At 38.5% G+C, this 26,057-nt stretch carries 23 protein-coding genes; 14 read left to right on the top strand and 9 right to left on the bottom strand.

Annotated features, from left to right (window positions below; all coding sequences use genetic code 11):
• Positions 1 to 28 precede the first annotated feature (28 nt).
• From der to IPP32_01390, 7 genes are all read left to right on the top strand, one after another.
• Positions 29 to 1,333, top strand: a complete 1,305-nt coding sequence (gene der, locus IPP32_01420; GenBank protein MBL0046747.1) for a ribosome biogenesis GTPase Der — start codon at positions 29 to 31, stop codon at positions 1,331 to 1,333.
• An 87-nt stretch (positions 1,334 to 1,420) separates the two neighbouring features.
• Entirely contained in the window at positions 1,421 to 1,759 is a 339-nt protein-coding gene (gene rbfA, locus IPP32_01415) for a 30S ribosome-binding factor RbfA (protein ID MBL0046746.1), read from the top strand.
• 21 nt (positions 1,760 to 1,780) lie between these two features.
• Positions 1,781 to 2,587 (top strand): class I SAM-dependent methyltransferase, encoded by an 807-nt coding sequence (locus IPP32_01410; protein ID MBL0046745.1) that lies wholly within the window; start codon positions 1,781 to 1,783, stop codon positions 2,585 to 2,587.
• Positions 2,588 to 2,623: 36 nt separating this feature from the next.
• On the top strand, positions 2,624 to 3,856 hold the full coding sequence (locus tag IPP32_01405) for an ABC transporter permease (GenBank protein MBL0046744.1): 1,233 nt from the start codon (positions 2,624 to 2,626) through the stop codon (positions 3,854 to 3,856).
• Between the two features lie 476 nt (positions 3,857 to 4,332).
• Complete coding sequence (gene tnpA / locus IPP32_01400; GenBank protein MBL0046743.1) at positions 4,333 to 4,785, top strand: IS200/IS605 family transposase; 453 nt, start codon at positions 4,333 to 4,335, stop codon at positions 4,783 to 4,785.
• 167 nt (positions 4,786 to 4,952) lie between these two features.
• The gene (locus IPP32_01395; protein ID MBL0046742.1) at positions 4,953 to 6,914 is read left to right on the top strand and encodes an ABC-F family ATP-binding cassette domain-containing protein; all 1,962 of its coding nucleotides are present in this window, start codon (positions 4,953 to 4,955) and stop codon (positions 6,912 to 6,914) included.
• A 411-nt stretch (positions 6,915 to 7,325) separates the two neighbouring features.
• Positions 7,326 to 7,910: a glutathione peroxidase gene (locus IPP32_01390; protein MBL0046741.1), complete on the top strand. Its 585-nt coding sequence runs from the start codon at positions 7,326 to 7,328 to the stop codon at positions 7,908 to 7,910.
• A 19-nt stretch (positions 7,911 to 7,929) separates the two neighbouring features.
• Here the strand turns inward: IPP32_01390 and IPP32_01385 are convergent, their stop codons facing one another.
• A complete protein-coding gene (locus tag IPP32_01385; protein MBL0046740.1) occupies positions 7,930 to 8,676 on the bottom strand; it encodes an NYN domain-containing protein in 747 nt (248 codons plus the stop codon).
• 214 nt (positions 8,677 to 8,890) lie between these two features.
• Complete coding sequence (locus IPP32_01380) at positions 8,891 to 9,850, bottom strand: NAD(P)-dependent alcohol dehydrogenase (GenBank protein ID MBL0046739.1); 960 nt, start codon at positions 9,848 to 9,850, stop codon at positions 8,891 to 8,893.
• A gap of 693 nt (positions 9,851 to 10,543) precedes the next feature.
• Between IPP32_01380 and IPP32_01375 the strand changes: the two genes are divergently transcribed.
• The 4 genes from IPP32_01375 (at position 10,544) to IPP32_01360 (ending at position 15,667) form a co-directional block, all read left to right on the top strand.
• Positions 10,544 to 12,046, top strand: coding sequence for an rRNA pseudouridine synthase (locus IPP32_01375; GenBank protein MBL0046738.1), 1,503 nt, complete (start codon positions 10,544 to 10,546; stop codon positions 12,044 to 12,046).
• Positions 12,047 to 12,093: 47 nt separating this feature from the next.
• The gene (locus IPP32_01370) at positions 12,094 to 13,638 is read left to right on the top strand and encodes a GH3 auxin-responsive promoter family protein (GenBank protein MBL0046737.1); all 1,545 of its coding nucleotides are present in this window, start codon (positions 12,094 to 12,096) and stop codon (positions 13,636 to 13,638) included.
• Positions 13,639 to 13,655: 17 nt separating this feature from the next.
• Positions 13,656 to 14,279, top strand: a complete 624-nt coding sequence (locus IPP32_01365) for a LysE family transporter (GenBank protein ID MBL0046736.1) — start codon at positions 13,656 to 13,658, stop codon at positions 14,277 to 14,279.
• A gap of 116 nt (positions 14,280 to 14,395) precedes the next feature.
• Positions 14,396 to 15,667 (top strand): DEAD/DEAH box helicase, encoded by a 1,272-nt coding sequence (locus tag IPP32_01360; protein MBL0046735.1) that lies wholly within the window; start codon positions 14,396 to 14,398, stop codon positions 15,665 to 15,667.
• Between the two features lie 39 nt (positions 15,668 to 15,706).
• Here IPP32_01360 and IPP32_01355 read toward each other — a convergent pair whose 3' ends face one another.
• The 3 genes from IPP32_01355 to IPP32_01345 all read right to left on the bottom strand — a co-directional run bounded on the left by IPP32_01355 (position 15,707) and on the right by IPP32_01345 (position 17,880).
• Positions 15,707 to 17,089: an MBL fold metallo-hydrolase gene (locus IPP32_01355; GenBank protein ID MBL0046734.1), complete on the bottom strand. Its 1,383-nt coding sequence runs from the start codon at positions 17,087 to 17,089 to the stop codon at positions 15,707 to 15,709.
• Between the two features lie 82 nt (positions 17,090 to 17,171).
• On the bottom strand, positions 17,172 to 17,648 hold the full coding sequence (locus IPP32_01350) for a copper resistance protein NlpE N-terminal domain-containing protein (protein ID MBL0046733.1): 477 nt from the start codon (positions 17,646 to 17,648) through the stop codon (positions 17,172 to 17,174).
• A 7-nt stretch (positions 17,649 to 17,655) separates the two neighbouring features.
• A complete protein-coding gene (locus tag IPP32_01345) occupies positions 17,656 to 17,880 on the bottom strand; it encodes a hypothetical protein (GenBank protein ID MBL0046732.1) in 225 nt (74 codons plus the stop codon).
• Between the two features lie 201 nt (positions 17,881 to 18,081).
• Here IPP32_01345 and tig point away from each other — a divergent pair, with 201 nt between their 5' ends.
• The 3 genes from tig (at position 18,082) to clpX (ending at position 21,460) form a co-directional block, all read left to right on the top strand.
• Positions 18,082 to 19,422, top strand: coding sequence for a trigger factor (tig, locus tag IPP32_01340; protein ID MBL0046731.1), 1,341 nt, complete (start codon positions 18,082 to 18,084; stop codon positions 19,420 to 19,422).
• A gap of 27 nt (positions 19,423 to 19,449) precedes the next feature.
• Positions 19,450 to 20,124, top strand: coding sequence for an ATP-dependent Clp endopeptidase proteolytic subunit ClpP (clpP, locus tag IPP32_01335; protein MBL0046730.1), 675 nt, complete (start codon positions 19,450 to 19,452; stop codon positions 20,122 to 20,124).
• Between the two features lie 91 nt (positions 20,125 to 20,215).
• A complete protein-coding gene (clpX, locus tag IPP32_01330; GenBank protein MBL0046729.1) occupies positions 20,216 to 21,460 on the top strand; it encodes an ATP-dependent Clp protease ATP-binding subunit ClpX in 1,245 nt (414 codons plus the stop codon).
• 46 nt (positions 21,461 to 21,506) lie between these two features.
• On the opposite strand, the gene IPP32_01325 is transcribed toward clpX, so the two are convergent.
• From IPP32_01325 to IPP32_01310, 4 genes are all read right to left on the bottom strand, one after another.
• Complete coding sequence (locus IPP32_01325) at positions 21,507 to 22,472, bottom strand: hypothetical protein (protein MBL0046728.1); 966 nt, start codon at positions 22,470 to 22,472, stop codon at positions 21,507 to 21,509.
• A gap of 76 nt (positions 22,473 to 22,548) precedes the next feature.
• Positions 22,549 to 23,844, bottom strand: coding sequence for a UDP-N-acetylmuramoyl-tripeptide--D-alanyl-D-alanine ligase (locus tag IPP32_01320; GenBank protein ID MBL0046727.1), 1,296 nt, complete (start codon positions 23,842 to 23,844; stop codon positions 22,549 to 22,551).
• A 29-nt stretch (positions 23,845 to 23,873) separates the two neighbouring features.
• Complete coding sequence (locus IPP32_01315; protein ID MBL0046726.1) at positions 23,874 to 25,130, bottom strand: urate hydroxylase PuuD; 1,257 nt, start codon at positions 25,128 to 25,130, stop codon at positions 23,874 to 23,876.
• A gap of 233 nt (positions 25,131 to 25,363) precedes the next feature.
• Entirely contained in the window at positions 25,364 to 26,020 is a 657-nt protein-coding gene (locus IPP32_01310) for a CoA transferase subunit B (protein MBL0046725.1), read from the bottom strand.
• Positions 26,021 to 26,057: the final 37 nt, after the last annotated feature.

Genomic DNA, 26,057 nt, shown 5'->3' with positions numbered 1-26,057 from the left:
ATTTACAGTAAATTTAAAATAAGTAATCGTGCCAAATATCGTTGCCATTGTTGGTCGCCCTAATGTAGGAAAATCAACGTTTTTTAACCGCCTTACCGAAACCCGGGCAGCCATCGTTGATGAACTCAGCGGTGTAACACGCGACCGTCATTATGGAAAGTGTGAGTGGAACGGACGTGAATTCAGTATTATTGATACCGGCGGATATGTGACCGGTTCGGAAGATGTTTTTGAAGGTGAAATCCGAAAGCAAGTAAAAATTGCCATTGATGAAGCCAGCATTTTGCTTTTTATTGTGGATGTTACAACTGGTATTACCGACGACGACCGCGAAGTAGCCAACCTCTTGCGCAAAACCAAAAAGAAAGTTTTTTTGATAGCCAATAAGGTTGATAATGGCGATCGTCAAACCTGGGCTGCTGAATTTTATGGGCTTGGATTGGGCGATGTGTATTGCATTTCCTCCATCAATGGAAGTGGTACGGGCGATTTGCTCGATGACGTAGTGAAATCCTTTAAAAGTGATGAGGACGAAGAAGAATTGGATTTACCCAAATTTGCCATTGTGGGAAGACCCAATGTAGGGAAATCATCTTTGCTAAATGCCTTGGTAGGAGAGGAGCGTAACATTGTTACAAACATTGCAGGAACCACGCGCGATACCATTCACACGCGTTACCAAAGTTTTGGACATGATTTTTTATTGGTAGATACAGCAGGTGTTCGAAAAAAGGGGAAAGTACACGAGGATTTGGAATTTTATTCGGTGATGCGCTCCATCAAAGCCATTGAGAATTGTGATGTGTGCATGCTGGTATTGGATGCAAAAGAAGGAATTGAATCACAAGATTTGAATATATTTCATTTGGCAGAGCGCAACCGAAAAGGTGTTGTGATTTTGGTGAATAAGTGGGATTTAGTTGAAAAAGAGAACAACACTACAAAAACTTTTGAAGAGCGCATCCGCAAGAAGCTTATGCCGTTTAAAGATGTTCCCATTGTATTTATATCTGCCTTGAGCAAACAACGTATTTTTAAAGCGCTTGAGGTGGCAACTAAGGTATATCAAAACCGCATCCAGCGCATTAAAACCAATGTGTTGAATGAGGTGATGTTGCCCATTTTTCAGAGTAATCCGCCACCTGCGTTAAACGGACAGTACATTAAAGTTAAGTTCTGTACTCAATTGCCAACCTTGGCTCCTTCCTTTGCGTTTTTTTGCAATCAACCGCAATTAATCAAGGAGTCGTATCGCAGGTATATTGAGAATCAGTTGCGGCTAAATTTTGATTTTGAAGGAGTGCCAATACAGATTTTCTTCCGAATGAAATAAAGGCGCGGTTCACGAGTGCCTTTAATTAAACCGCACAACTATCGGTATTCGGAGCGCTACAAAACTTTTTAATACATTTGCAAAGCAATGGATTCAACACGTCAAAATAAGGTTTCACGCCTCCTGCAAAAGGAGATGGGAGAATTATTTCAACGCGAAAGCGGGAACCTATTTAACCGTGCATTTATAACAGTTACCACAGTGCGTGTAAGTGCCGATTTATCTATTGCAAAGGTTTACTTGAGCATGCTTGTGGAGAAAGATCGTGAACCCACTTTAAAATTGATTAAAACACAGAGTAAGGAAATTAGGAAACGCATTGGCGACCGCATCAAACAACAGGTGCGCATTATTCCAAATTTTGAGTTTTTTATTGATGACTCACTCGATTATGCGATGAAAATTGAATCCCTTTTAAAAAAATAATTTAGCCATTTACAGCAAGCTATGTTTTACGATCCTATTAAAAGCTCATTAGGTAAGGTTTTTAACACTACTCCCACACTTCGAATTCTTTTTTACAAATTACTTGATTTACTCCTTTTACGCAGTTGGCACATTCACAAAGAAATTCGTGAATGGAACAAAGTAAAACGCAGTTACATTTCGATTTTAGATGCAGGAATGGGCTTTGGGCAGTATTCCTACTATCTATCCGGAATTAATCCTAAGTGGGTTATTAAAGCAGTGGATGTAAAGGAAGATCAGGTGGCAGACTGCGCCAGTTTTTTTAAGAAAGTGAAACGAAACAATGTTCAGTTTAGTGTAGAAGATTTAACTGTGTTTAAACAGGAAAATACCTTTGATCTAATCCTTTCGGTGGATGTTATGGAACATATTTTAGAGGATGTTCAGGTCTTTAAAAATTTTCATGCGTCGCTAAAAAAGGGTGGAATGCTTTTAATTTCAACTCCATCAGATCAAGGCGGTTCAGATGTGCATGGCGATGGAGAAACTTCCTTTATCGAAGAGCACGTGCGTGATGGTTACAATGCAAAGGAAATTGCCGATAAATTAAAATCAGCCGGTTTCAGCAAAGCAGATGTGCGCTATTCTTACGGTACACCCGGAAAAATATCATGGAGACTAAGTATGAAGTACCCAATTACGATGCTCGGAAAAACCAAACTTTTTTATATCCTGCTTCCTTTTTATTACCTTGTAACATACCCCATTTCGTTCGTGCTTAATTTTTTCGACACCAACATGGATCATCCAACAGGCACCGGTTTGATTGTGAAAGCCTGGAAATAGTTTTTTAAATTTAACCGATGGCAGAAAAATTTTGATATGAATCTTTCGCTCTTTATTGCCAAGCGGTACCTGATTTCTAAAAAGTCGCACAACGCCATCAATATTATTACCGCTATATCTATTGGCGGAGTAACTGTAGGCACAATGGCATTGATAGTAGTGCTTTCGGTGTTTAATGGTTTCGAAAACCTGGTTGTTTCACTTTATAATTCATTTGATTCAGATATTGAAATATCGGCAAAAATTGGGAAAACCTTTATGCCTGATACTTCCTTCTATTCAAAGTTAAATGCAATTGATGGCGTTGCTTACACCACTGGAGTTATAGAAGAGAATGCCTTACTAAAATACCATAATAAGCAATACATCGCAACCATAAAGGGCATGGATGCAAGCTATTTAAAACATACTGGATTGGATACCATGCTAGCTGATGGTAAATTGATTTTGCAGCAAGACTGCACTTATTTTGCATTAGTGGGACAAGGTGTTGCCAATAAGCTTTCGCTTAACATTCATGATGTGTTAAGTCCGCTCTCGATTTACGTTCCAAAACGTGGAATAGCTGTTACTACCTTAAATCCCGAAAATGCATTTTCATCGGAAGCGATTACCTGCAGCGGAGTTTTCGCCATTCAACAGGATTTTGATTCTAAATATGTGCTAGTTCCAATTGATTTTGCAAAAAAAATATTGAATTATACACAGCAAGTTTCTGCCATCGAAATTATGATGAAGCCGGGCAGCGACAAGCAAAAAGTACAAAAGCAGATAGAACAGCTTGCAGGAAATTCCATGCAGGTAAAAAATCGTTTTCAGCAACATGAGCTTTTGTATAAAATAATGCGCTCTGAAAAATGGGCTGTTTTCTTAATTCTCGGATTTATTCTAATCATAGCAACATTCAATGTAATTGGTTCGCTCACCATGTTAATTATAGAAAAGAAAAAGGATGTGCATGTCTTAAAAAGCATGGGCGCCACACACGCATTTATTCGAAAATTGTTTATGACCGAAGGAATGATGATTTCCTTAGTAGGCGGACTCAGCGGAATTATATTTGGAACCATAATTTGTTTTTTGCAAATCCATTTTGCCTGGATAAAAATGCCGGGCGGTGGCTCCTTTGTAGTAGACGCATATCCTGTAAAAATGGAAATTTTGGATTTAGTGCTGGTGCTTCTAACCGTCCTCTTTATTGGTTTTGTTGCAGCCTGGTATCCTACTAAAAAGCTTCTGAACAAAAATCAAGTAGCTATTAATTTGTAACGCTATTTGTGAAGTTCTCTCCAAATCAGAACATTCAAACAATTGAAAAATCACGTAACATAAAAGTTAATTAATAACTAAAATTCCCAAGGGTAACAAACGGCAATTAGCTAAGTCCAACTCATCATAATGGGTGCCCTTTGGTTTTTTGGATGATTTTTACTCGTAGTGATGAAGGGCTTTGCCCTTCACCATAATAGTGCGCCCCGTTGGGGCTTTATGTGGTATTCTTGAAGGGCACTGTCCTTTCTGACCAAAACACAAAAAAATCATAAAAAAATTCTCTATCAAGCCCCATCGGGGCGCTCTATATTTGTGAAGGGCATAGCCCTTCACAACTTCATGCCCTTCCTAACCAAAACAACAAAAAAAATCATCCAAAAATACTCTATCAAGCCCCATCGGGGCGCTCTATATTTGTGAAGGGCATAGCCCTTCACAACATCATAAATAAATGAAAAATACCAACATCTAAAATGGGACAATCCTTAGTAAAAAATTATGTTCATATTGTATTTAGCACAAAGCACCGTCAACCATTTATTTCAAAAGAAATAGAAAAGGAGTTGTTTGCTTATTTAGCCGGTATGTGTATGAATCGTGAAAGTATACCAATAATAGTAGGTGGTTATCTTGACCATGTCCATATTTTATGTGCTTTATCTAAAAAAATTGCATTAATGAAATTAGTGGAGGTAGTAAAATCCCATTCATCAAAATGGATTAAGACAAAAGGAGAGGACCTTGCTAATTTTTACTGGCAAGATGGATATGCTGCTTTTTCTGTAAATCCAGGTCAAGTTGACCGAGTAATTCAGTATATCGCAAACCAGCGTCAACACCACGAGAAAAGGAATTTTCAGAATGAGCTTCGAGTAATTTTTAAGCGTTACAAAATGGAGTATGACGAGGCTTATATTTGGGATTAATCATCGGGTTGATAGGTTGAATTGGTTTTATGATTTCAGACTGGAAGGTTACTTCTTTTGGGAAGGCATTTTGCTTTTTACATATAAATTTGCGTTTCATCATTTGGCGAATTATCTCAAACACCGCCCAATTTGATTACTTTTGCAGCCTAAATTTTTAAAATAAAATGATTTCGGTTAATCAGTTATCCGTTCAATTTGGCGGCAATTTTTTGTTTGATGAAGTTTCCTTTTTGGTGAATTCACGCGATCGTATTGGCTTGGTTGGAAAAAACGGTGCAGGAAAATCTACCTTACTAAAAATATTGAGCGGCACGCAAGCTTCAGAATCTGGCTCCATTGCCAAACAAAATGATTGCACACTCGGATATTTGCCGCAAGAAATGGTATATCAATCGGGGCAAACTGTTTTTGATGAAGCAGCCACTGCTTTTGTGGAGATTAAAAATCTGGAACATAAAATTGAGGAAATTAATAAAGAGCTGGAAAAGCGTCAAGACCACGCCAGCAAGGAATATTTAGATTTGATTCATGAACAACATGATTGCAATGAACGCTACCAAATGTTGGATGGGTACAGCATTCATTCGAATATCGAATTGGTTTTATTTGGATTAGGATTTGAACGCTCCGATTTAACCCGTCTTACGGATGAGTTTAGCGGTGGCTGGAGAATGCGCATTGAATTGGCAAAAATTTTATTGCAAAAGCCCAGTGTGTTATTACTGGATGAACCCACAAATCACTTGGATATTGAAAGTATTCAATGGCTGGAGGATTTCTTGAAAAATTATGCTGGTGCTTTAGTGTTGGTGAGCCACGATAGGGCTTTTTTGGATAACATTACCAATCGCACCATAGAAATTAGTTTAGGGAAAATTTACGATTACAAAACAAATTATTCCCGCTATGTAGAATTACGGACCGAGCGAAGAGCGCTGCAACAAGCTGAAGCAAAGAACCAAGAAAAATACATTGAACATACAGAAGAGCTGATAAATAAATTTCGAGCAAAGAAAAACAAAGCAGCTTTTGCACAGAGTTTAATTAAAAAGCTGGATAAATTAGAACGCGTAGAAGTGGATGATGAAGAAACTTCTAGTATTCGATTCCGCTTTCCGGAAGCACCGCGATCAGGAAAAGTGACTGTTGAAGCAGAGCAGGTGCAGAAAAAATATGGTGATAAAGTCATTTTTTCGGGCATTGATTTTATGATCGAACGTCAGGAAAAAATTGCTTTTGTGGGTAGAAATGGAGAAGGAAAATCAACCTTGTCGAAACTGATTGTAGGCAAAGAACCATATGATGGAAAATTAACGATTGGCCACAATGTGGATATTGGTTATTATGCGCAGAATCAAGCGGAGATGCTGGATGGAGAGAAAACAGTTTTTCAAACCATTGATGAAGCGGCTGTGGGCGACATTCGTAAAAATGTAAGAGGTTTATTGGGCTCCTTCTTATTTGGTGGAGATACCATTGAAAAGAAGGTGAAAGTGCTTTCAGGGGGTGAAAAATCGCGTTTGGCAATGTGCAAATTATTGTTGCACCCCTATAATTTGTTAGTGCTGGATGAGCCAACCAACCACCTTGATATGCGTAGTAAAGATGTGTTGAAAAGCGCCTTAATTAAATACGATGGCACTTTAATTATTGTTAGCCATGACCGCGATTTCTTACAAGGATTAACAAATAAAGTTTTTGAGTTTCGAAATAAAACAATCAAGCAACACATTGGTGATGTGTATGATTTTTTGGCCTCCAAAAAAATGGCTTCCTTAGGTGAGCTGGAAGTAAAAGCGACAATGGCAAAAGCGGCTTCTGATGAAAAGAAGGCGCAAAAGGCTTCCAACGAAGAAAATAAAATCAGCTTCGAACAAAAGCGTGAAAGCGATAAGGAACTGCGTAAAATTGCCAATCAAATCAGTAAAAGCGAAAAGGAGATTGAACGCTTAGAAGCTGAAATCAAGCAAATGGATGAGGTGCTGATGGATCCCGAGAAATACAAGGAAGCTATCAAAACAAGTGATATCTTTCAAAAGTATGAAGCGCTGAAAGCAAATCTGGAAAAGGAAATGGAAAACTGGGCTGGATTAAGCGAGCAATTGGAAACAATGAAAGCGGTTTAAATTAAGGCGCTCTAGTTCTCTTTTCTAAGCTTACTTATCCATAAATAAACTGCCCATAATACGCATACTACAAATAGTAGCAATAGCGGCATATAATGGTTTCTAATCCATTCTTGAAAATAGGCGCCAATTAGCAGATAAGCGGCGGCAATGCACAATTTTAAGGGAATGAATTCCCAGTTTTTCCAAGTTGTTTTTAAATTAAAGAAGTTCATTTTATTGGGGTTTTAATTAATTTATTGAAAAAAGATAACGTATGTTTAATACTTTATCAAAGATAATTTCAATTGGAATAACACGCAATGAGTTGAATCATATCCTGCTACAAAATGGTAGACAACACTCTCAGAGAAATTTGAGTAAAGTGATGAAACATTATTTAATTTTAGCTGTTAGGTAAAAAAGCAAGAAATGAAATCTAATTTAATTTATTCATCTATCTTTCTAATGGGTTTTATAGGTTTAGCCGGTTGTGGTGAAATTCAAACCCGTCCGGAAAACAAACACTTATCAACCATGCAAACAAGCACTTCGGTATACGATTTTACATTGATATCAATAGACGGAAAAGACCTTTCACTGGCTCAATTCAAAGGCAAAAAAATGCTACTAGTAAATACTGCTTCTGAATGTGGAAATACACCACAGTATGCAGAGCTGGAAGAACTCCACAAAAAATACGCAGATAAGGTGGAAGTGCTTGGCTTTCCTGCAAATAATTTTGGAGGTCAAGAGCCCGGCAGCAATCAGGATATTCAATCCTTTTGTACAAAAAACTATGGAGTAACTTTTACGATGTTTGAAAAAATTTCGGTTAAAGGGTCAGAAATGGCGCCGCTTTATAAATGGCTTTCCACAAAGGAATTAAATGGTTGGAACGATACGCAACCGGATTGGAATTTTGCCAAATATTTGATTAATGAAAAAGGTGAACTCATAAAATTTTTTCCGGCATCCCTAAGCCCGATGAGTGACGAAATTTTAAAATGCTTGTAAAGAGAGTAGTTTCGATTACTTATTTAATTTTTAAATAAATGTGTCGAATATTATTTATTCCGGTAGTTCGCTCATCCAAAATAAATTTATTGGTGCTTTTGATGAGTGGCAATAGTTTCGGAAATCCGTAGTTTCTTGGATCAAAATCGCGTTGTTTTTTAAGAATAAAATTGCCCAACTCCCCTAAAAAGGCCCATCCGCTTTCGTCTGCTAAATCGCTAACACTTTCTGTCAACAAATCAATTAATGCTTGGTCAATACGGGTGAGGGGCGCAGGTTTTTCTTTGGCTTTTACCTTATGAGGTGCTGCTTTTTCGACAGTACTCTGCTTCACTGTTTTTAATATTTCGATGTATACAAATTTATCGCAGGCAGTAATAAAGGGCAGGGGAGTCTTTTTTTCTCCGATACCAATAACCTTCATTCCCGCTTCTCTTAGGCGAATGGCTAGCCTGGTAAAATCGCTGTCGCTGGATACGATGCAAAATCCATCCACTTTTCCGGAATACAAAATATCCATAGCATCTATAATTAATGCACTGTCGCTTGAGTTTTTTCCGGTTGTGTAACTGTATTGTTGAATGGGCGTAATCGCATTTTCCAATAACACGTTTTTCCATCCGCTTACAGTGGGTTTTGTCCAATCGGCATATATTCTTTTTATCGTGGGGGTACCGGTTTTTGCAATTTCTTCCAGCATTTCCTTGATGTTGGCATAGGGTACATTGTCCGCGTCAATTAAGACTGCGAGTCTTTCTTCTTTCATGTTTTTTAAAGCTGAGGTGTAAAATTCAATTTGAATTCCTCCAAATATTCAACTAAGGTACAATGAAAAGGAATGTGGAAGGAATTATTTTTTAGGATAGCTGTAGGTGTGCCGTAAAATCTAGAATTCACCGTAATCAAGATAGAAGAATGATTAGTTTCGTGTAAGCAAAACCTGTTAATACTATTACTCAATATGGTACCGAATTAATTATTTAAAATGTCACCACTACATTACCAGTTTTCATGCCTGTTTCCACATACTTTGTTGCTGCTACAATTTCTTCGAGAGGATAAATTTTATCAATAACAGCCTTGTAATTTCCACTTTCAAGTAACGATTTAAAATACAAAATATCCTTTTGACTGTCAGTAGGAATTGGGAACTTTACTTTTTTGCCCGGCAGCAACGGTGTGAGCAATGCCAGAAAAACATTTTGCGAAAGGTATCCTAACTCTGTTGAAAAATAGGTACCACCGGGTTTTAGAATTCTTTTGCATTTAAAGAAAGAACTTTTTCCAACCGCATCAATAACATAATCAAATTGCAGCTTTCTTTTTGTGAAATCTTCTTTTGTGTAATCAATTAAAGTAGTTGCTCCCAATGACCTGATTAAATCGAAATTAGACCCGGCACACACGGCTGTAATCTCTGCACCACCCATTTTTGCAAGTTGTACACAGGCTGTTCCAATAGAGCCGCTTGCACCGTTGATTAAAATGTGAGGGGTATTTTTAAATTTAATTTTTCGAATTAAATTATTTCCTAACATCATGCCGTCACATACTGCTGCCGCTTCGGTGTGGCTCATGTTGTTTGGTTTAAGAGCAATGGAGCCGGTTTCGGGAACACAAATATATTCGGCATGCGCACCAAATTTATAGGTGCTTAGCCCGAAGACAGCATCACCCGGTTTAAAATTTTTTACCGCTTCACCTACTGCTTCAATCACTCCAGAAAGTTCATTTCCAAGGATGTGATGTTTAGGTTTAAAAATGCCACTAAATAATCGAACAATAAAATACTCCGGAGCACGAAATCCACAATCGGTGCGGTTAACCGTTGTGGCGTGAATTTTAATAAGTACTTCATTGGGTTTCGGCACCGGCTTTTGTACGTCCTTTATTTGCAGGATTTCTGCAGGCCCATAAACTACATTAACGCTTGCTTTCATGATATTAAGTCTTAAATAGATGGAGTAAATATAGTATCCTAAAAATTACCTTGGAACGTCATAAAGCTATTGCTTTTAAATAAATCCCATATTCCCATTAAAAATGGCAACAAAATCCGCAATAATCTGCTTCATCCGCAAAATCCGTGTTCCAGGATGCACCACTTCCGCTTAACATGACTTAGCAAAATATTAGAATGAAATTTAACTCAACAAAGCAAAAAATCATAATTTAATCTTAATCATCCTAAAAAATCAGCGTTCTATCAATACCACGATGTAAGCCACTTCAAATCATGTTCATCCGCCTAATCCGTGTTCGAGTAATCGCCACCTCCGCTTAGCATGACTTAGCAAAAATATTAGAATGAAATTTAACTCAACAGAGCAAAAAATCATAATTTAATCTTAATCATCCTAAAAAATCAGCGTTCTATCAATACCACAATGTTAGCCGTTTCAAATCATGCTCACCCGCCCAATCCGCGTTCCATAACCCTCCTTCGACTACGCTCAGGATGACATAAGAACTCAATAACCCTCCTTCGACTTCGCTCAGGATGACATAATAACTCAATAACCTAATAACTCAATTACTCAATAACCCTCTTTCGACTTCGCACAGGATGACATAAGAACTCAATAACCACCCATCATCAGTATTTTCGTATCTTCGCAGCTTATTTCATCCCAATGCCTAAAGAGTTCAGCAAAAAGAGAGATGCCTCTCGTCCTACTAAAAGTACTTATCGTGGTAACGATAAAGGCTCCGGTAGTGAAAGATCCGGAGAAAACAGATACTTCAAAAGCAATGATTTTAATGCAAAACCTTCCGGCGATAGACCGTTTAGAAAATCGTATGCCGATAATGTAGATAAACCCAGAGAAAGTAAAGAAGGCGGAGAACGTAAACCTTGGAGCAGCGACCGTCCAAAGAAATCGTATACCTCCGATTTCAAACCGCGTGAAAATAAGGAAGGTAGCGAACGTAAGCCTTGGAGCAGCGATCGTCCAAAAAAATCTTTTTCATCCGATTTTAAATCGAAAGAGACCCGAGGTACTTCAGAAGATAAAGGTTGGAGCAGTGATAGACCTAAGAAACCCTACTCATCTGATTTTAAACCACGAGAAAATAAGGAAAGTGGCGAGCTCAAACCTTGGAGTAGTGATAGGCCTAAAAAGGCATATTCAGCTGATGCTAAACCAAGAGAGAATAAAGAGGGAGAAGAACGAAAGAGCTGGAGCAGCGAGCGACCTAAAAAATCATTTTCATCCGATTTTAAACCGCGCGAAAGAAGCGAAGGTGGAGAGCGAAAAAGCTATAATTCCAATCGCCCGATAAAGAAATTTGACAACAAGGGTTCAAAATATTCTCCTGAAAATTTTGGAGTTACCGGCGAGAATTCGGAAAGTGCAAAACCAAGAAGAGCAAGGGTTTCGACAGTTAAGAAGAAGACAGAGTTGGACGAAAACGATGTGCAGTATGGAAGCGTGCGTCTCAATAAGTATATCGCCAATGCCGGAATTTGTTCTCGCAGAGAAGCCGATGTGCTTATCGAAACAGGTGCCATTACAGTGAATGGTAAAATCGTAAGTGAACTTGGATACAAAGTTAGCGCTACCGATATTGTGGCCTATGGTGGTCAGGGAATTCGACGCGAAAAAAATGTTTACATCTTATTAAATAAACCCAAGGATTATATCACTACAGCTGACGATCCTTTGGAGCGCAAAACAGTGATGCACTTAATTAAAGGAGCTTGCAAAGAACGTGTTTATCCGGTGGGCCGATTGGATAGAAATTCAACCGGTTTGCTTATTATGACCAATGATGGTGAGCTCACTAAAAAACTCACACATCCCCGCTACGAAAAAAAGAAAATTTATCACATCGAATTGGATCGCCCACTGACGAAGGACGATATGCAAAAAATATTAGAAGGCGTAGAATTGGAAGATGGTATGGTGCATGTGGATGAGATTAGTTATGTAACCGGTGCTGCCAGTAAAAAGGAAGTTGGAATTGAATTGCATTCCGGTAAAAATCGCGTGATTCGAAGAATATTTGAACACTTGAGTTACGATGTAAAGAAACTCGATCGCGTGTATTTTGCAGGCTTATCTAAAAAGGATTTGCCTCGGGGCAGATGGCGTTTTTTAACCGACCGTGAGGTGGCTATGTTAAACTCTAAATAATTCAAAAAATTGTATTTTTACTTTTCTAAAAAAAGATCGAATAAAATATGGCCATTTTAGGTCCTCTTTTTCAACGGATTGTAGACTTGCAGAAAACCATGCCCAAGGTAAGGAAACGCAAGAATCCTGCTACTATTCAAAAAAACACGCTCAAAAAATTATTGTGGAAAGCCCAGAATACCAGCTTTGGCAAACACTATAATTTTGGGGATATTTATTTCGCATCCGACCCGGTAAAAGCATTTCAAAAAAACATACCGGTTTTTGATTACAATAAAATATATGAAGCATGGTGGCACCGCACGCTTAACGGCGAACAAGATGTTTGCTGGCCGGGTAAAACAAAATACTTTGCACTAAGCTCCGGTACCTCCGAAGCAGCAAGTAAGCACATCCCAATTACTGCCGACATTTTACGCTCCATCAAGCGCACCAGTATTCGCCAAATACTATCACTGGCGAATTACGATATCTTAGTGGAAGTGCTGGGTAAAGGCTTTTTAGCCATTGGTGGCAGTACCAATTTGCGTTTTAAAGGTACTTATTTTGAAGGCGATCTTTCAGGAATATCGGCACGGTCCGTTCCTTTTTGGTTTCAGCAATTTAATAAACCGGGAATGGCCATCAACATGGAGCGTGACTGGGAAACAAAAATTGAAAAGATTGTAGACAGTGCAAAGGATTGGGACATTGGCTTTATTGCCGGAGTTCCGGCCTGGGTGCAAATTGTAATTGAGAAAGTAATTGAACGCTATCATGCTAAAACCATACACGATGTGTGGCCTAACTTGCGTGTATTTGTGCACGGAGGCGTGTCGCTAGAGCCTTATCGAAAGAGTTTTGAAAAATACTTTGCGCACCCCATTATTTACATCGATACCTATTTAGCTTCCGAAGGATTTGTTGCCTTTCAAACAAGGCCGGAAACACAGTCCATGCAAATGAACCTGAATAATGGGATATTTTTTGAATTTGTGCCTTTTACCGATAAGAATTTTGATGCCGACGGAGCTATTGTTGACCAGCCCGAAACGCTCTTAATTGACGAGGTAGAGGAAGATAAAGAGTACGCTTTGCTCATGAGTACCAATGCAGGTGCCTGGCGCTATTTAATTGGGGATACCGTTAAATTTACTTCCAAGTTGCGAAGTGAAATTTTAATCACCGGACGTACCAAACACTTTTTAAGCCTTTGCGGCGAGCACCTTTCGGTGGATAATATGAACCATGCCATTGCACGCTTAGCAGATGAATTTAATTTGGTAATTAATGAATATACCGTTGCCGGTATTAATTATGAAGGGCGCTTTGCACACAATTGGTATGTGGGCGTGAATGAAAAAGCAGATGCCACGCTGTTTCGTAAACGTTTGGATGAAATACTGTGCGAAATTAATGACGATTACGCTGTTGAACGACAAGCTGCACTTAAAGAAATATTTGTTGAGCTCCTTCCAATTAGCGTTTTCCATGAATGGATGCGTGCTAAGGGAAAGCAAGGCGGCTCGCACAAATTTCCACGTGTCATGAAAAAGGCACAATTGGATGAATGGAAGTCATTCATTGCCGCACAAACACAATTAGCTTTTTAATAATTCCCTATCTACTTATGTTCTCAGCATTCTTTCATGGAATACTCTTAGGATTATTGCTGAGCATTCTCATTGGTCCGGTTTTTTTCATGCTTATCAAAACCAGCATTCACGACGGCTTTAGAGATGCCATGTTTTTGGAAGCCGGAATTTTTTTAAGTGATGTGTTTTGTATAACACTCTCGTACCTTGGACTGGCTCAGCTTTTCATGAAACCTGAGTACGAATCGATTATCCTAATTTGCGGCGGTATTATTTTGCTCATCTTTGGAATTACAACCTATTTGAGTCACAAAAAAATGGCCGATCCGGATGCGCCCCCCAAAAGAACTCCAGTGCACAAATTAATGATGAAAGGCTTTTTCTTTAACCTAAGCAACCCTTCGGTAATTTTATTTTGGATTGGAGCGGTGGGAATTACGGCGTCACAATACAAAAGTGATCCGCTAAATGTAAGTGTTTATTTTACCGGAACATTGCTTATGGTTACAGTTATTGATGTTTTAAAAGCCTTGTTAGCTGTGCGCATCAAAACATTACTGACGCCAAAAATGTTTGTGCGCATCAATAAAATTTCGGGCGCTGCAATTTTCGCTTTTGGATTATTTCTCATGATGAAAGTACTATTAAAAAGTATCTGAACTTAGCAAAATGGACCCATCGCCAACAGTCAAAAAATAAAAGCCTACCTTGCGCAAAAATTCATTCTGAATTTATCATACTAATTCTTTCAATACGCTCCCTTTAAACCAAATTCATGTCGTTTCAATCCTTAAACATTATACCTGCTATTCTTAAATCTGTTGAAGAAGAAGGCTACACCATTCCAACACCAATACAAGCGCAGGCCATTCCAATTGTACTTCAGGGTACCGATTTATTGGGTTGCGCACAAACAGGTACCGGGAAAACTGCAGCATTTGCCATCCCTATTTTACAATTACTAAGTGCAAATAAATCCTTTGATAAAAAGAAGAAAATAAGAAGCCTTATTGTTACGCCCACTAGAGAGTTAGCAATTCAAATAGCCGAAAGCTTTACTGCTTATGGAAGACATACCGGTATAACAAACACTGTTATTTTTGGTGGTGTAACCCAAGGTTCTCAAACCACTGCCTTGAATAAAGGTGTGGATATATTAATTGCTACGCCGGGTCGTTTGTTGGATTTAATGAGCCAAGGATTTATTTCGTTACGCGATATCGAAATTTTTGTACTCGATGAAGCCGACCGAATGTTGGATATGGGTTTTATTCACGATGTGAAAAAATTATTGGCGGTGCTTCCTAAGCAGCGCCAATCACTCTTTTTCTCGGCCACTATGCCACCCGAAATTGTGAAACTTGCCAATACCATTTTAATTAATCCTAAAAAGGTTGAAGTAACTCCCGTTTCCTCAACAGCCGATACCATTAAGCAGTTTATTTACTTTGTGGATAAGGGAAATAAAAATGCACTTCTAGTGGATGTTTTAAAAGACACCACCATCAAAACCGCCTTAGTGTTTTCGCGCACCAAGCACGGTGCCGATAAAGTAGTTAAAGTGCTGATAAAAAATCATATCAAGGCCGAAGCCATTCACGGCAATAAAAGTCAAAATGCGCGTCAACGTGCACTTACCAATTTTAAAGAACAAACTACACGTGTATTGGTTGCCACAGATATTGCTGCTCGTGGTATTGATGTGGATGATTTACAGTTTGTAATAAATTATGAAATGCCCAACATTGCCGAAACCTATGTGCATCGCATTGGACGAACCGGTAGAGCAGGAGCAAAGGGCACCGCTTATTCTTTTTGCGATGCTGAGGAAAAGGAATACCTGAGAGACATTGAAAAGTTAATCGCAAAAAAAATTCCGGTAATTGATGCACATGCTTATCCGCTCATGGATCACAATCCCGTGAAGGCGCCTAAGCAGCAACACATGCGACCATCTCGCGCGCATACACATGCCAGTCAAGCTAAGCCTGCAGGTCACAGCAGAGATAAAAAATGGGGTAATCGACCTAAATCAGGAAATAGATAAAAAAAGGGCTGCTAAAAAATTTTAACAGCCCTTTTTAATTTAAATTACAGCGGCAACGGTCTTTACACCGGCTTCTTTTATTTTTCCTAAACCGCCTCTAATATTGGTTACCGACTTAAAGCCATGCTTTTTAAGTATCGAAGATGCAATCATACTTCGGTATCCACCGGCACAATGCACATAATGATGTGTACCCTTATCCAAAGATTTCAAACTCGATTCGAGTTTGCTAAGAGTGATTAAATGTGCATTTTCAATTACACCGGTGTTATTCCATTCTCCTTCATTGCGCACATCAATTACTGATTGAGTAGGATTTTGTGTTTTTGCAAATTCATCCGGATTAATCGAGTGAACTGAGTCTGTTGGCATGCCGGCATTTTTCCATGCGGCAATACCATCTTTTAAGATTCCGCTTACGGTTTCAAAACCAATGCGCGCTAATCGCAAAACACTTTCGCTTTCTTTTCCGTTTTCACAAATGAGCACTAAAGGTGTTTTATAATCTATTAAGGAGCCTACCCAAATAGCGTATTGTCCGCCTAATCCAATATTTACAGAGCCGGGAATAAACTCCTTTTCAAAAGTGTCGGGATCTCGTGTGTCTACAATTAATGCTCCTGAATTTACTGCCGCCTGAAACTGCTCTACCGAAATAGTTTTGGTGTTTTTTGCTAAAACCGCATCAATGGGCTCATATCCTGCTTTGTTTATTCCTGCATCTACAAAAAAGTATTTTGGCGGCTCAGTTAATCCATCCGTTAATGCTTTCACAAATTCTGCTTTTGACATGGGTTGCAAAGCATAATTCAATTTTTTTTGTATGCCCATTGTTGTGGTAGTTTCTTTGCCAATATTTTTGCCACAAGCAGAACCGGCACCGTGCCCGGGATATACAATTACATCATCACTTAAAGTCAGTAATTTTTGTATGGAATCATACATCATTCCAGCTAAATCTTCACGACTTAAATCACTTTTTACGGCTAAATCAGGGCGTCCTACGTCACCCACAAATAAAGTGTCTCCTGTAAATACTGCTTGCTCTTTGCCCGCTTCATCTATCAAAATAAAACAGCTTGATTCGAGGGTATGTCCCGGCGTATGCACAGTTTTTAACTTAATTGCTCCTAAAGGCAATTCTTCACCATCTTTGGCCACATAAATGTCATAGCTAGCTTTTGCAGAGGGGCCATACACGATACTTGCTCCCGTTTGTTTTGCAAGGTCCAAGTGGCCCGAAACAAAATCTGCATGAAAATGGGTTTCGATGATGTACTTTAATTTTGCATTTCTGCTTTTTGCTAAATCAAGGTATGGCGTAATTTCACGCAAAGGGTCAATTATCGCTGCCTCTCCATTGGATTCAATATAATAAGCTGCCTCCGCAAGGCAATTGGTGTAAAGTTGTTGTATATACATGTTTTGAAAGTTTAAAAGATAAAGATACTTAGTTTTTAGAATTTGGGAACATGATATCAGTCATTAAAAAGCTGTTGTTGAACTATTTGGATGTGCGCAAAAGGCTAAAATTCAAGTTACTCGATGCTGTATCCCCTTTGTTGTTCACTACTTTTAATTCGTTTTCGCTGACCTTTAAAAAGAAGCGCTTGGCCTGATCCGCACTATCGTCATTCAACACAAGTATAGTTGCATCCGGATCTGTGGAATTACCGCGCCAAAAGTTATACTTGCCTTTACTGACATAGCTTTTATCCTTCCCATTTTCGGCTTCCAGATAGGTTTCTTTTAATTCAAACTGATAGCTTTCTATTGTAAATGCATCTTTTATTTTGAGCTCCATTGCAATACCGGGACAATCGGCACAGGGAATAACTCCGGTGTATGTTTTCCAACTTGTATCGGCTACAGCGCTGCTATCTTGTAATGGCCTTGAATTTGATTTTTCAGTCAACTCAGAGCAACTTGAATGAGCAACTATTAGGAGTGCAATTCCGGCGGAAACAAACAGTTTTTGCATTTATTAATTATTTTACAGCTGCAATAGCTACTTTTTCCAACTCCATACCGCATTTTGGGCAGTTTCCTGGGGTAGCGTTAACTACTTCAGTATCCATTGGGCAGGTATAGCTGTACTTACCACTATCAGCACTAGCATTGTTCGCTGATTCCTCTTTTTTGCCACTTCCTGAACAGGCTGCTAATAGTATGAAGCCAATAAATAAAGTGCTTAATAAAAATGTTTTTTTCATAATAGTTTAATTTAATGCGCAAAATTAGTAAAAATTGCCACCACGCTTCAACAGTATTTTTGAGCATCTAACCGCTAGTATGCAGCCATTTATTTTAGTATCTTTGACGCCTTAAAAATTAAGCGCTATTTATCCCTACTTTTTAGGTGCAAATTGGAGCATTAGTTAAATTCAATTAAGTATAATTTACAAAATCAAACAATGAATTTTACAAAGGAAAAAATTGACGAATTAAATGCAGTAGTGAAAGTGAAATTGGGTCCGGAAGATTATGTGGATCGTGTGGAAAAAATATTGAAAGATTACCAAAAAAAGGCCAACATCCCCGGGTTTCGCCCAGGAAAAGTGCCAAGTGGGATGATTAAAAAAATGTATGGTAAATCAATTCTTGTAGATGAAATAAATAAAATTCTATATGATTCTTTGAATGGTTACATCTCAGAAAATAAATTGGAAGTGCTCGGAAATCCATTGCCAAAACGAGATGACGCACAATCCATTGATTGGGATAACCAAAAGGAATTTGAATTTAGCTATGATCTTGGACTTGCACCTCAGTTTGATATTGAACTTTCGGCAAAGGAAAAATTCGATTACTTAACAGTTAAAATTGACGAGGATACTATCAGTAAATATGCAACTGATATGGCACGTAGATATGGAAAAGTAGGAAACCCAGAAGTTTCTCAAGACAATGATTTGCTTTTTGGAGATTTTGTGGAAGTGGATGAAAATGGAAATGCAATTGAACTGGGTATCACCAAAAGCACTACACTTGCTGTGGATACCATCAAAGATGAAAAATTAAAAAAGCAATTTATCGGATTATCAAAAGGTGCGAAAGTGACAGTAACACCATCTGACCTTTCTGAAAATAAAACAGACATTGCTGCCATGCTTGGAATTACTAAGGAACAGGCCGAGGAACTAAAGAATAAATTTACCTTCAACCTAACCAATATTAGCCGAATCGAACCTGCCGAATTGACGGAAGAATTTTTTGGTAAGGTTTATGGCAACGAAGTAAAAACCGAGGAACAATTTAGAGCTAAAATTCAAGAAGAATTGAGCCAAATGTATGCGGTGGACAGTGACAAAAAACTTAAAAACGACATCGTTATTCGATTAATTGATAAGTTGAAAATTGCATTGCCCGACGAGTTCTTAAAACGTTGGTTAATGGCCGTAAATGATAAACCATTAACCTATGAACAAGTAGATGCAGAGTACAATGCTTATTCGAATGGTTTGCGCTGGCAATTGATTGAAAATAAAATCTTAAGAAATAACTCAATCAACATTACCAACGAAGAACTTCGCGAGTATGTGAGAGGATTAGTGAGAGAACAATTTGCACGCTACAACCAGTTGGAAATGCAAGCTGAAGATCTTGAAAATACAGTTAATAGAGTACTTTCGAACCAAGATGAAGCAAAAAAATTATATGAAAGAATGTATGATATCCGTTTAATGGATTTATTTAAACGTACTTTCACACTAAACAACAAAGAAGTATCGGTTGAAGAATTATATAAAGCTTAATTTTATAAACACTTAAAAAATAAGTATATGTTCGATAAAAATGAATTTGAAAAATATGCTGTAAAGCACAAAGGAATCAGCAGCGCATCGTTACACAGCTATGCATCGGTTTACAACGATTATATTTCTCCAACCATCATCGAGGAGCGTCAGTTAAATGTAGCTCAAATGGATGTTTTTTCGCGTTTGATGATGGACCGAATTATATTTTTGGGAACCGGCATCAACGAATACGTTTCGAATATTATTCAAGCGCAACTTTTGTTTCTGCAATCGGTTGATGCAAAAAAGGACATACAAATTTATTTGAATTCACCTGGAGGATCGGTTTATGCCGGCCTTGGTATTTACGATACCATGCAGTTTATTGAACCGGATGTAGCAACCATTTGTACGGGAATGGCAGCATCAATGGGTGCTGTTTTGATGTGTGCCGGAGCAAAAGGAAAACGCTCTGCTTTAAAACATGCCCGCGTTATGATTCACCAACCTATGGGTGGTGCGCAAGGCCAAGCTTCCGATATTGAAATTACAGCACGCGAGATCCAAAAATTAAAAAAGGAATTGTACGACATCATTGCTGAACACAGTGGTAAAGATTATGAAACCGTTTGGAAAGATAGTGACCGCGATTATTGGATGACCGCCGACGAGGCCAAAGAGTATGGCATGGTGGATGAAGTGTTGACTAAGAAAAAATAAAGAATTGGAATTGAAATGAAGCGATTTTATTTCAACGCTGAGTCCCTTATAAAACCTAATTTGTAGTATTCCCTTTGGTGGGAGATAAAACATGGCAAGCGATAAAACTTTAATTAAATGCTCTTTTTGTGGACGTGATAAGCGAGATACTTCTATGCTTATTGCCGGAATAACAGGACACATCTGCGATAAGTGCATCGATCAAGCTTATACCATCGTAAAGGAAGAATCAACCACAAGCGAATCAAAGAATTTAAATCATAAGATTACGCTGCTTAAACCGGTTGAAATTAAAAGCCATTTGGATGAATATGTAATTGGGCAGGATGATTCGAAAAAGGTGCTAAGTGTCGCTGTTTATAACCATTACAAGCGCATCATGCAAAAGCCGGCAAAAAATAATGCCGAAGAGGTAGAGATCGAAAAATCCAACATTGTAATGGTAGGCGAAACCGGTACAGGTAAAACATTGATGGCACGCACCATTGCAAAAATTTTGAATGTTCCCTTCTGTATAGCTGATGCAACTGTGCTTACCGAAGCCGGTTATGTGGGTGAAGATGTAGAAAGTATTTTAGTTCGATTGCTTCAAACTGCCGACTATGACGTAGCTGCAGCCGAACGGGGAATTATTTTTATTGATGAAGTGGATAAAATTGCACGTAAAAGTGACAATCCTTCCATTACTCGAGATGTTTCAGGAGAAGGCGTTCAACAAGCCTTACTAAAATTGTTGGAAGGCGCGGTGGTAAATGTTCCGCCACAAGGTGGAAGAAAGCATCCGGAGCAAAAAATGGTGGCCATCAATACTAAGAATATCCTTTTTATTTGCGGAGGTGCTTTTGATGGGATTGATAAAAAAATTGCTCGCAGAATGAGCGCCAATACACTGGGTTATAAATCGCAGAAAGCGAACGAAGACATCGATAAGGAAAATTTATTGCAATACATTACACCACAAGATTTAAAAAGTTTTGGATTGATTCCTGAATTAATTGGAAGATTGCCGGTACTTACTTATTTAAATCCACTCGATAAAAGTGCTTTGCGCAGAATCCTTACCGAACCTAAAAACTCCTTAATCAAACAATACATGAAATTGTTCGAAATGGATAAAGTGGTTTTGAGTTTTGATAAGTCGGTTTTAGATTTGATAGTGGAAAAGGCGCTGGAATTTAAATTGGGTGCGCGCGGATTGCGCTCCATATGTGAAGCCATAATGACCGATGCGATGTTTGAAATTCCATCCATGCAGGAAAAGGAGCTGAAAATAACACATCGTTACGCCACCGAAAAACTGCAAAAATCAACAATAAATAAACTTAAAGTAGCTTAAAAAAAAACCCCGCAACTAGCGGGGTTTTTTTGGGGATATTTAATTCTTAATAGCTCACGACAGCTTGCTTTGCAACACCTCTGCGGTTTTCCCAGTTTAATCTATATCCGTAAGGACATCCACTTGTAACCGGATTTCCAGAAGCATCAACACCAAAAGTAACCGTTAATTCTCGCACCACACCGGTGTGAACTCGCACTCCACTAATTGGATGGAAATCACAGGTGGAGGTCATTACAATTGCTGTTGGAATGCTAACTGTAAATGTATTTCCTTTACGGTTAACGCCCCAAACCGAAACATTGGATATGCCATTTTGTGTGCTGTTCCCTGTAATTGTTACAGTTGTAACTCCGTTGGTGCGCGCAATGCTGCGTGTGCGATCAATGTTCCAGCTGCGTGTAGTACCGTCATCAAATGTAATTTGCATAGCACCGGTTATGTGATGTACTATCGGACTTGCAAAACTTGTAGCATCATCCACCAATCCTCCATTTACATTTGTAATGTATTTAGTGCCATTAAAAGTAATGGATTTATTATCCGACAAGCGTGTAATTTTAAAGTTGGTAAAGGTTACTGTAAGCATGCTTCCTGCTGCGCTCCATGGTGTAACCGTATTGGTGGTGCTGTTATAAGGCAATTGCAAAGTAATCGTGCCCGTTCTGAAACGTTTGTTATCGCAGGTGTTACCATTAAAAGTAATGGTTAATCTACCTTGTCCAATCAGTGAAGTATCAACTGTGGAATTACAAGGAATGTGATTCCCATTAAGGGTTGCCATCCAGCCTAATCCTCTAAAATGAGGATAGTTTAAGAGTAAGCGATTCGCATCGTCTTCAGAGTCTTCCATTTCTGAACTGATGGTCCTTTCGTCCGACGCATTCACAACTTGCTCAGAAGTTTCGTCCGGATCTATTTCGTCTGTTTTGTCTTTTTTACATCCGGAAAAAACGGCACCTACTAGCGCAAGGCTCAATAAGCTTTTTAGAAATAATTTTTTTGCGTTCATGAGTTCTACTATTTTTTGGTTATTTGCAGATAGGACGCAAATTTTTTAAAAAGGTTTAACAAGCTCCTTTTTTTTTTTAAATAAAATCTAAAAGGCTCTCCAGTTTCATGCCACGTGAACCTTTAATGAGCAAGGTACTATTTTCGAGTTTATTATTTTTTAAATGTTCACCTGCGCTTGTGCTATCGGGAAATTTAAGTACGTTAAACGCTGCTGATGTTTGTTGGAATAGTGGTCCTATTACCATTGCTTTAATAGCTTTGTCGCTAAGTAAATTAACTATTCGTTGATGTTCTTGTTCACTCACAGCACCTAGTTCCAACATATCGCCTAAAATGGCTAATTTGTTTTCAGCTTTCATTTCGGCAAAATTTGTGATGGCAACTTCCATACTCGATGGGTTGGCATTGTATGCATCCATTAAAATGGTAGTACTGCCTTTTTGCATTACTTGTGAGCGATTATTACTTGGTACATACTTTTCAAGTGCATCAAGAATATCATTTTCAGCAACTCCAAAATAATTCCCAATACACGCTGCAGCAACACAATTGTCGAAATTGTATTTGCCAATAATTTGAGTTTTGACTGTAGGATTAGCAGTTAAGGAATGGAGTTCTAATTGCACATAAGGATCAGCACTTTTAAATTCGGCAGTAAAATGATTGTCTTTTCTGCCACCGTAAGTAATTCGATTAATTTGTTCTGAAAGCTGCATTAATTGTGCATTGTCGCCGTTTACGAAAAGCAAGCCGCCGGAATTTTGTATATGCTTATATAATTCGCTTTTACCGATAACTATGTTTTCAACACTGCCAAATCCCTCAACATGCGCCTTCCCAATATTGGTGATTAGTCCAAAATTTGGAGATGCAATGCCGCATAAAAATTCAATTTCCTTCAGGTGATTGGCCCCCATTTCTATTACCGCCATTTGATGTTCTCCGGTAATCGAAAGCAGTGTTAGCGGTACACCAATATGATTGTTAAGGTTACCAAAAGTGGCTAAAGTTTTAAATTTGCGGCTTAATACAGCATGAATTAATTCCTTGGTAGTAGTTTTTCCATTGCTACCGGTAATCCCAATAAAGGGAATGGTTAACCGATTTCGATGGAATTTTGCTAATTCTTGTAAAGCTTTCAGTCCATCTTCCACAAGCAAATATTTTTCGTTGATGCAATACTTTGCTTCATCAACAATAGCATATTCACTGCCTGCATCAAGTGCATGAGATGCAAATTCATTCCCATTAAAATTGCCGCCTTTTAATGCAAAAAATAGGGACCCTTTTATAATGTTGCGTGTATCGGTACTAACAAGTGGGTGCTTAAGAAAAATGGAATAAAGCGATTCTGTTGTAGTTAGCTGCATAGAAGCATGGAATAAAAGTTTCTAATTGATCAATCAATTTTAGCCCCTTGCTCAATCCAAACACCAATTAATTCGCGCTCGGCATCGGTGATGTGGGTCTTGTTTCCTTGAGGCATGGTTTTAGTTTGAACGGCGCGTATTAAAATTTTATCCGCCATTTTTTTAATTTGCTCAGGCGTGTCGTACATCACGCCATTGGGGGCACTTAGCTGTGTGTCGTCGGTTGGGTGAGCGGAATGGCAGGTAACGCAACGCTTTTGAAAAATGGTTTGTACTTCAGTAAATGCAACTGGTGGCAAGTCTTTTGCTGATTTGGGTTTTTGTGGTGCCGTTACAATCATGAGTGAAATAAGTGCAATACCAACTGCAGGAATTAACCAATTTAAATTTCTGCCTTTTTCATGCAGGTTAATAAAATGCCTAGCGCCTGCTCCGGCAATAGTGATACCTGTTAGAATAGCCCAATTATAATTGTTCCCGAAGGTGCTGGGAAAGTGATTGCTAATCATAATAAAAATTACCGGCAGTGTAATATAATTGTTGTGTAAGGAGCGAAGGCCTGCATTCTTGCCTAACGATTCATCTAAAGGCTTGCCTTCGATTGCGGCCCTTACTAATGCTTTTTGAGATGGAATAATGATAAAAAAAACATTTCCAACCATAATCGTACCCAACAAGGCGCCTACATGAATAAATGCCGCCCTGCCGTCAAACACATGCGACAAAAAATAAGAAATTCCCACCATGAGCAGGAACCCGGTTAAGGCAAACAGTTGTTTGTAATGACGCAATGCGGATTTGCACAACAAATCATATAAAAACCAAGACCCTATAATTGTCCCTAAGCTGATACTAATGGCTTGTGTAACACTTAAGTTAAGGATGGATTCGTTAATCAAATAAGATCTTGCATTGGTGTAATACACAATTATCAGCAGCAATATCCCGGTAAGCCAGGTAAAATAAGCTTCATACTTAAACCAATGCAGCTTCTTTGGCAATTCACCCGGAGCAAGTTTGTATTTTTCTACGTAGTAAAAACCTCCCCCATGTATAGCCCATAAATTTCCAGCAATATCGTTTCTCAATCCTTCTGTGCGATTTAAGCTATTTTCAAGAAAAATAAAATAAAATGAAGCGCCAATCCAAGCAATACCAAACAACACATGGGCCCATCGCACAATTAAATTAAGCCACTCTTGCACATGCGCGCCAAGTCCGGTGGCGAGGGTAAAGCGATAAGCTAAATACAAAAGAATAAAAGCACATGCCACATAAAGTATCATGTTTTTCATGTCGCGAATCTCTTCAACCAACATGCTTTGTAATTTTTTTTGAACTTCATTCTCTGAATTGGAGTGGGCTTCCTGAATGGAACGATGTGCGTTTTTCACCACCAAATAAATAATGGCGAAAAGCAAAATTGCAACAAAGAAAATATAATCGGTTGATGAAAGCATAATCTTAATCAAGTACTCGAATGTAAGGATTGTGAATGCTTTGGCGCTAATTCAAGAGATTAATGAATCACCATTTCCGGAATTTCTCCTCGAATAATTAAAGTACCTTCTGTTGCATTTTTTATTTGTTCAATGCTAACTCCCGGTGCTCTTTCAAGCAATACAAAACCTTCGGGTGTAACTTCAATAGCGGCTAACTCAGTTATTATTTTTTTTACGCATCCAACACCGGTTAAAGGGAGTGAACATTTTTTTAAGAGTTTCGATTCACCGGCTTTATTTACATGTTGCATGGCGACGATAATATTTTGAGCCGAGGCTACCAGGTCCATTGCTCCACCCATCCCTTTTACCATTTTTCCGGGAATTTTCCAGTTGGCAATATCCCCCTTTTCGCTCACTTCCATGGCACCTAAAACGGTTAAATGCACATGCTCCCCACGAATCATAGCAAAGCTTAATGCGGAATCAAAGAAGGAAGAACCGGGCAAGGTAGTAATGGTTTGTTTTCCAGCATTTATTAAATCTGCATCTACTTCGTCATCATAAGGAAAAGGACCCATGCCCAGAAGACCGTTTTCGGATTGTAAGATAACATTCATTCCTTCGGGAATATAGTTGGCAACAAGTGTAGGTATGCCAATACCCAAATTTACATAATAGCCGTCTTTTAGTTCTTGCGCAATACGCTTTGCAATACCATTTTTATCTAACATTTGATTCAGTTTTTAATTATTCAAAAGTAAAAATTCA

The sequence above is a fragment of the Bacteroidota bacterium genome (assembly GCA_016721765.1).
GTDB lineage: Bacteria > Bacteroidota > Bacteroidia > UBA4408 > UBA4408 > UBA4408.
Note: the sequence above shows the minus strand (reverse complement) of the source record. Positions and strands in the feature narration are given on the sequence as shown.

Coding starts and splice junctions, on each gene's coding strand:
- rbfA (MBL0046746.1), top strand. CDS start 1,421: ATGGATTCAACACGTCAAAATAAGGTTTCACGCCTCCTGCAAAAGGAG.
- IPP32_01410 (MBL0046745.1), top strand. CDS start 1,781: ATGTTTTACGATCCTATTAAAAGCTCATTAGGTAAGGTTTTTAACACT.
- IPP32_01405 (MBL0046744.1), top strand. CDS start 2,624: ATGAATCTTTCGCTCTTTATTGCCAAGCGGTACCTGATTTCTAAAAAG.
- tnpA (MBL0046743.1), top strand. CDS start 4,333: ATGGGACAATCCTTAGTAAAAAATTATGTTCATATTGTATTTAGCACA.
- IPP32_01395 (MBL0046742.1), top strand. CDS start 4,953: ATGATTTCGGTTAATCAGTTATCCGTTCAATTTGGCGGCAATTTTTTG.
- IPP32_01390 (MBL0046741.1), top strand. CDS start 7,326: ATGAAATCTAATTTAATTTATTCATCTATCTTTCTAATGGGTTTTATA.
- IPP32_01385 (MBL0046740.1), bottom strand. CDS start 8,676: ATGAAAGAAGAAAGACTCGCAGTCTTAATTGACGCGGACAATGTACCC.
- IPP32_01380 (MBL0046739.1), bottom strand. CDS start 9,850: ATGAAAGCAAGCGTTAATGTAGTTTATGGGCCTGCAGAAATCCTGCAA.
- IPP32_01375 (MBL0046738.1), top strand. CDS start 10,544: ATGCCTAAAGAGTTCAGCAAAAAGAGAGATGCCTCTCGTCCTACTAAA.
- IPP32_01370 (MBL0046737.1), top strand. CDS start 12,094: ATGGCCATTTTAGGTCCTCTTTTTCAACGGATTGTAGACTTGCAGAAA.
- IPP32_01365 (MBL0046736.1), top strand. CDS start 13,656: ATGTTCTCAGCATTCTTTCATGGAATACTCTTAGGATTATTGCTGAGC.
- IPP32_01360 (MBL0046735.1), top strand. CDS start 14,396: ATGTCGTTTCAATCCTTAAACATTATACCTGCTATTCTTAAATCTGTT.
- IPP32_01355 (MBL0046734.1), bottom strand. CDS start 17,089: ATGTATATACAACAACTTTACACCAATTGCCTTGCGGAGGCAGCTTAT.
- IPP32_01350 (MBL0046733.1), bottom strand. CDS start 17,648: ATGCAAAAACTGTTTGTTTCCGCCGGAATTGCACTCCTAATAGTTGCT.
- IPP32_01345 (MBL0046732.1), bottom strand. CDS start 17,880: ATGAAAAAAACATTTTTATTAAGCACTTTATTTATTGGCTTCATACTA.
- tig (MBL0046731.1), top strand. CDS start 18,082: ATGAATTTTACAAAGGAAAAAATTGACGAATTAAATGCAGTAGTGAAA.
- clpP (MBL0046730.1), top strand. CDS start 19,450: ATGTTCGATAAAAATGAATTTGAAAAATATGCTGTAAAGCACAAAGGA.
- clpX (MBL0046729.1), top strand. CDS start 20,216: ATGGCAAGCGATAAAACTTTAATTAAATGCTCTTTTTGTGGACGTGAT.
- IPP32_01325 (MBL0046728.1), bottom strand. CDS start 22,472: ATGAACGCAAAAAAATTATTTCTAAAAAGCTTATTGAGCCTTGCGCTA.
- IPP32_01320 (MBL0046727.1), bottom strand. CDS start 23,844: ATGCAGCTAACTACAACAGAATCGCTTTATTCCATTTTTCTTAAGCAC.
- IPP32_01315 (MBL0046726.1), bottom strand. CDS start 25,130: ATGATACTTTATGTGGCATGTGCTTTTATTCTTTTGTATTTAGCTTAT.
- IPP32_01310 (MBL0046725.1), bottom strand. CDS start 26,020: ATGTTAGATAAAAATGGTATTGCAAAGCGTATTGCGCAAGAACTAAAA.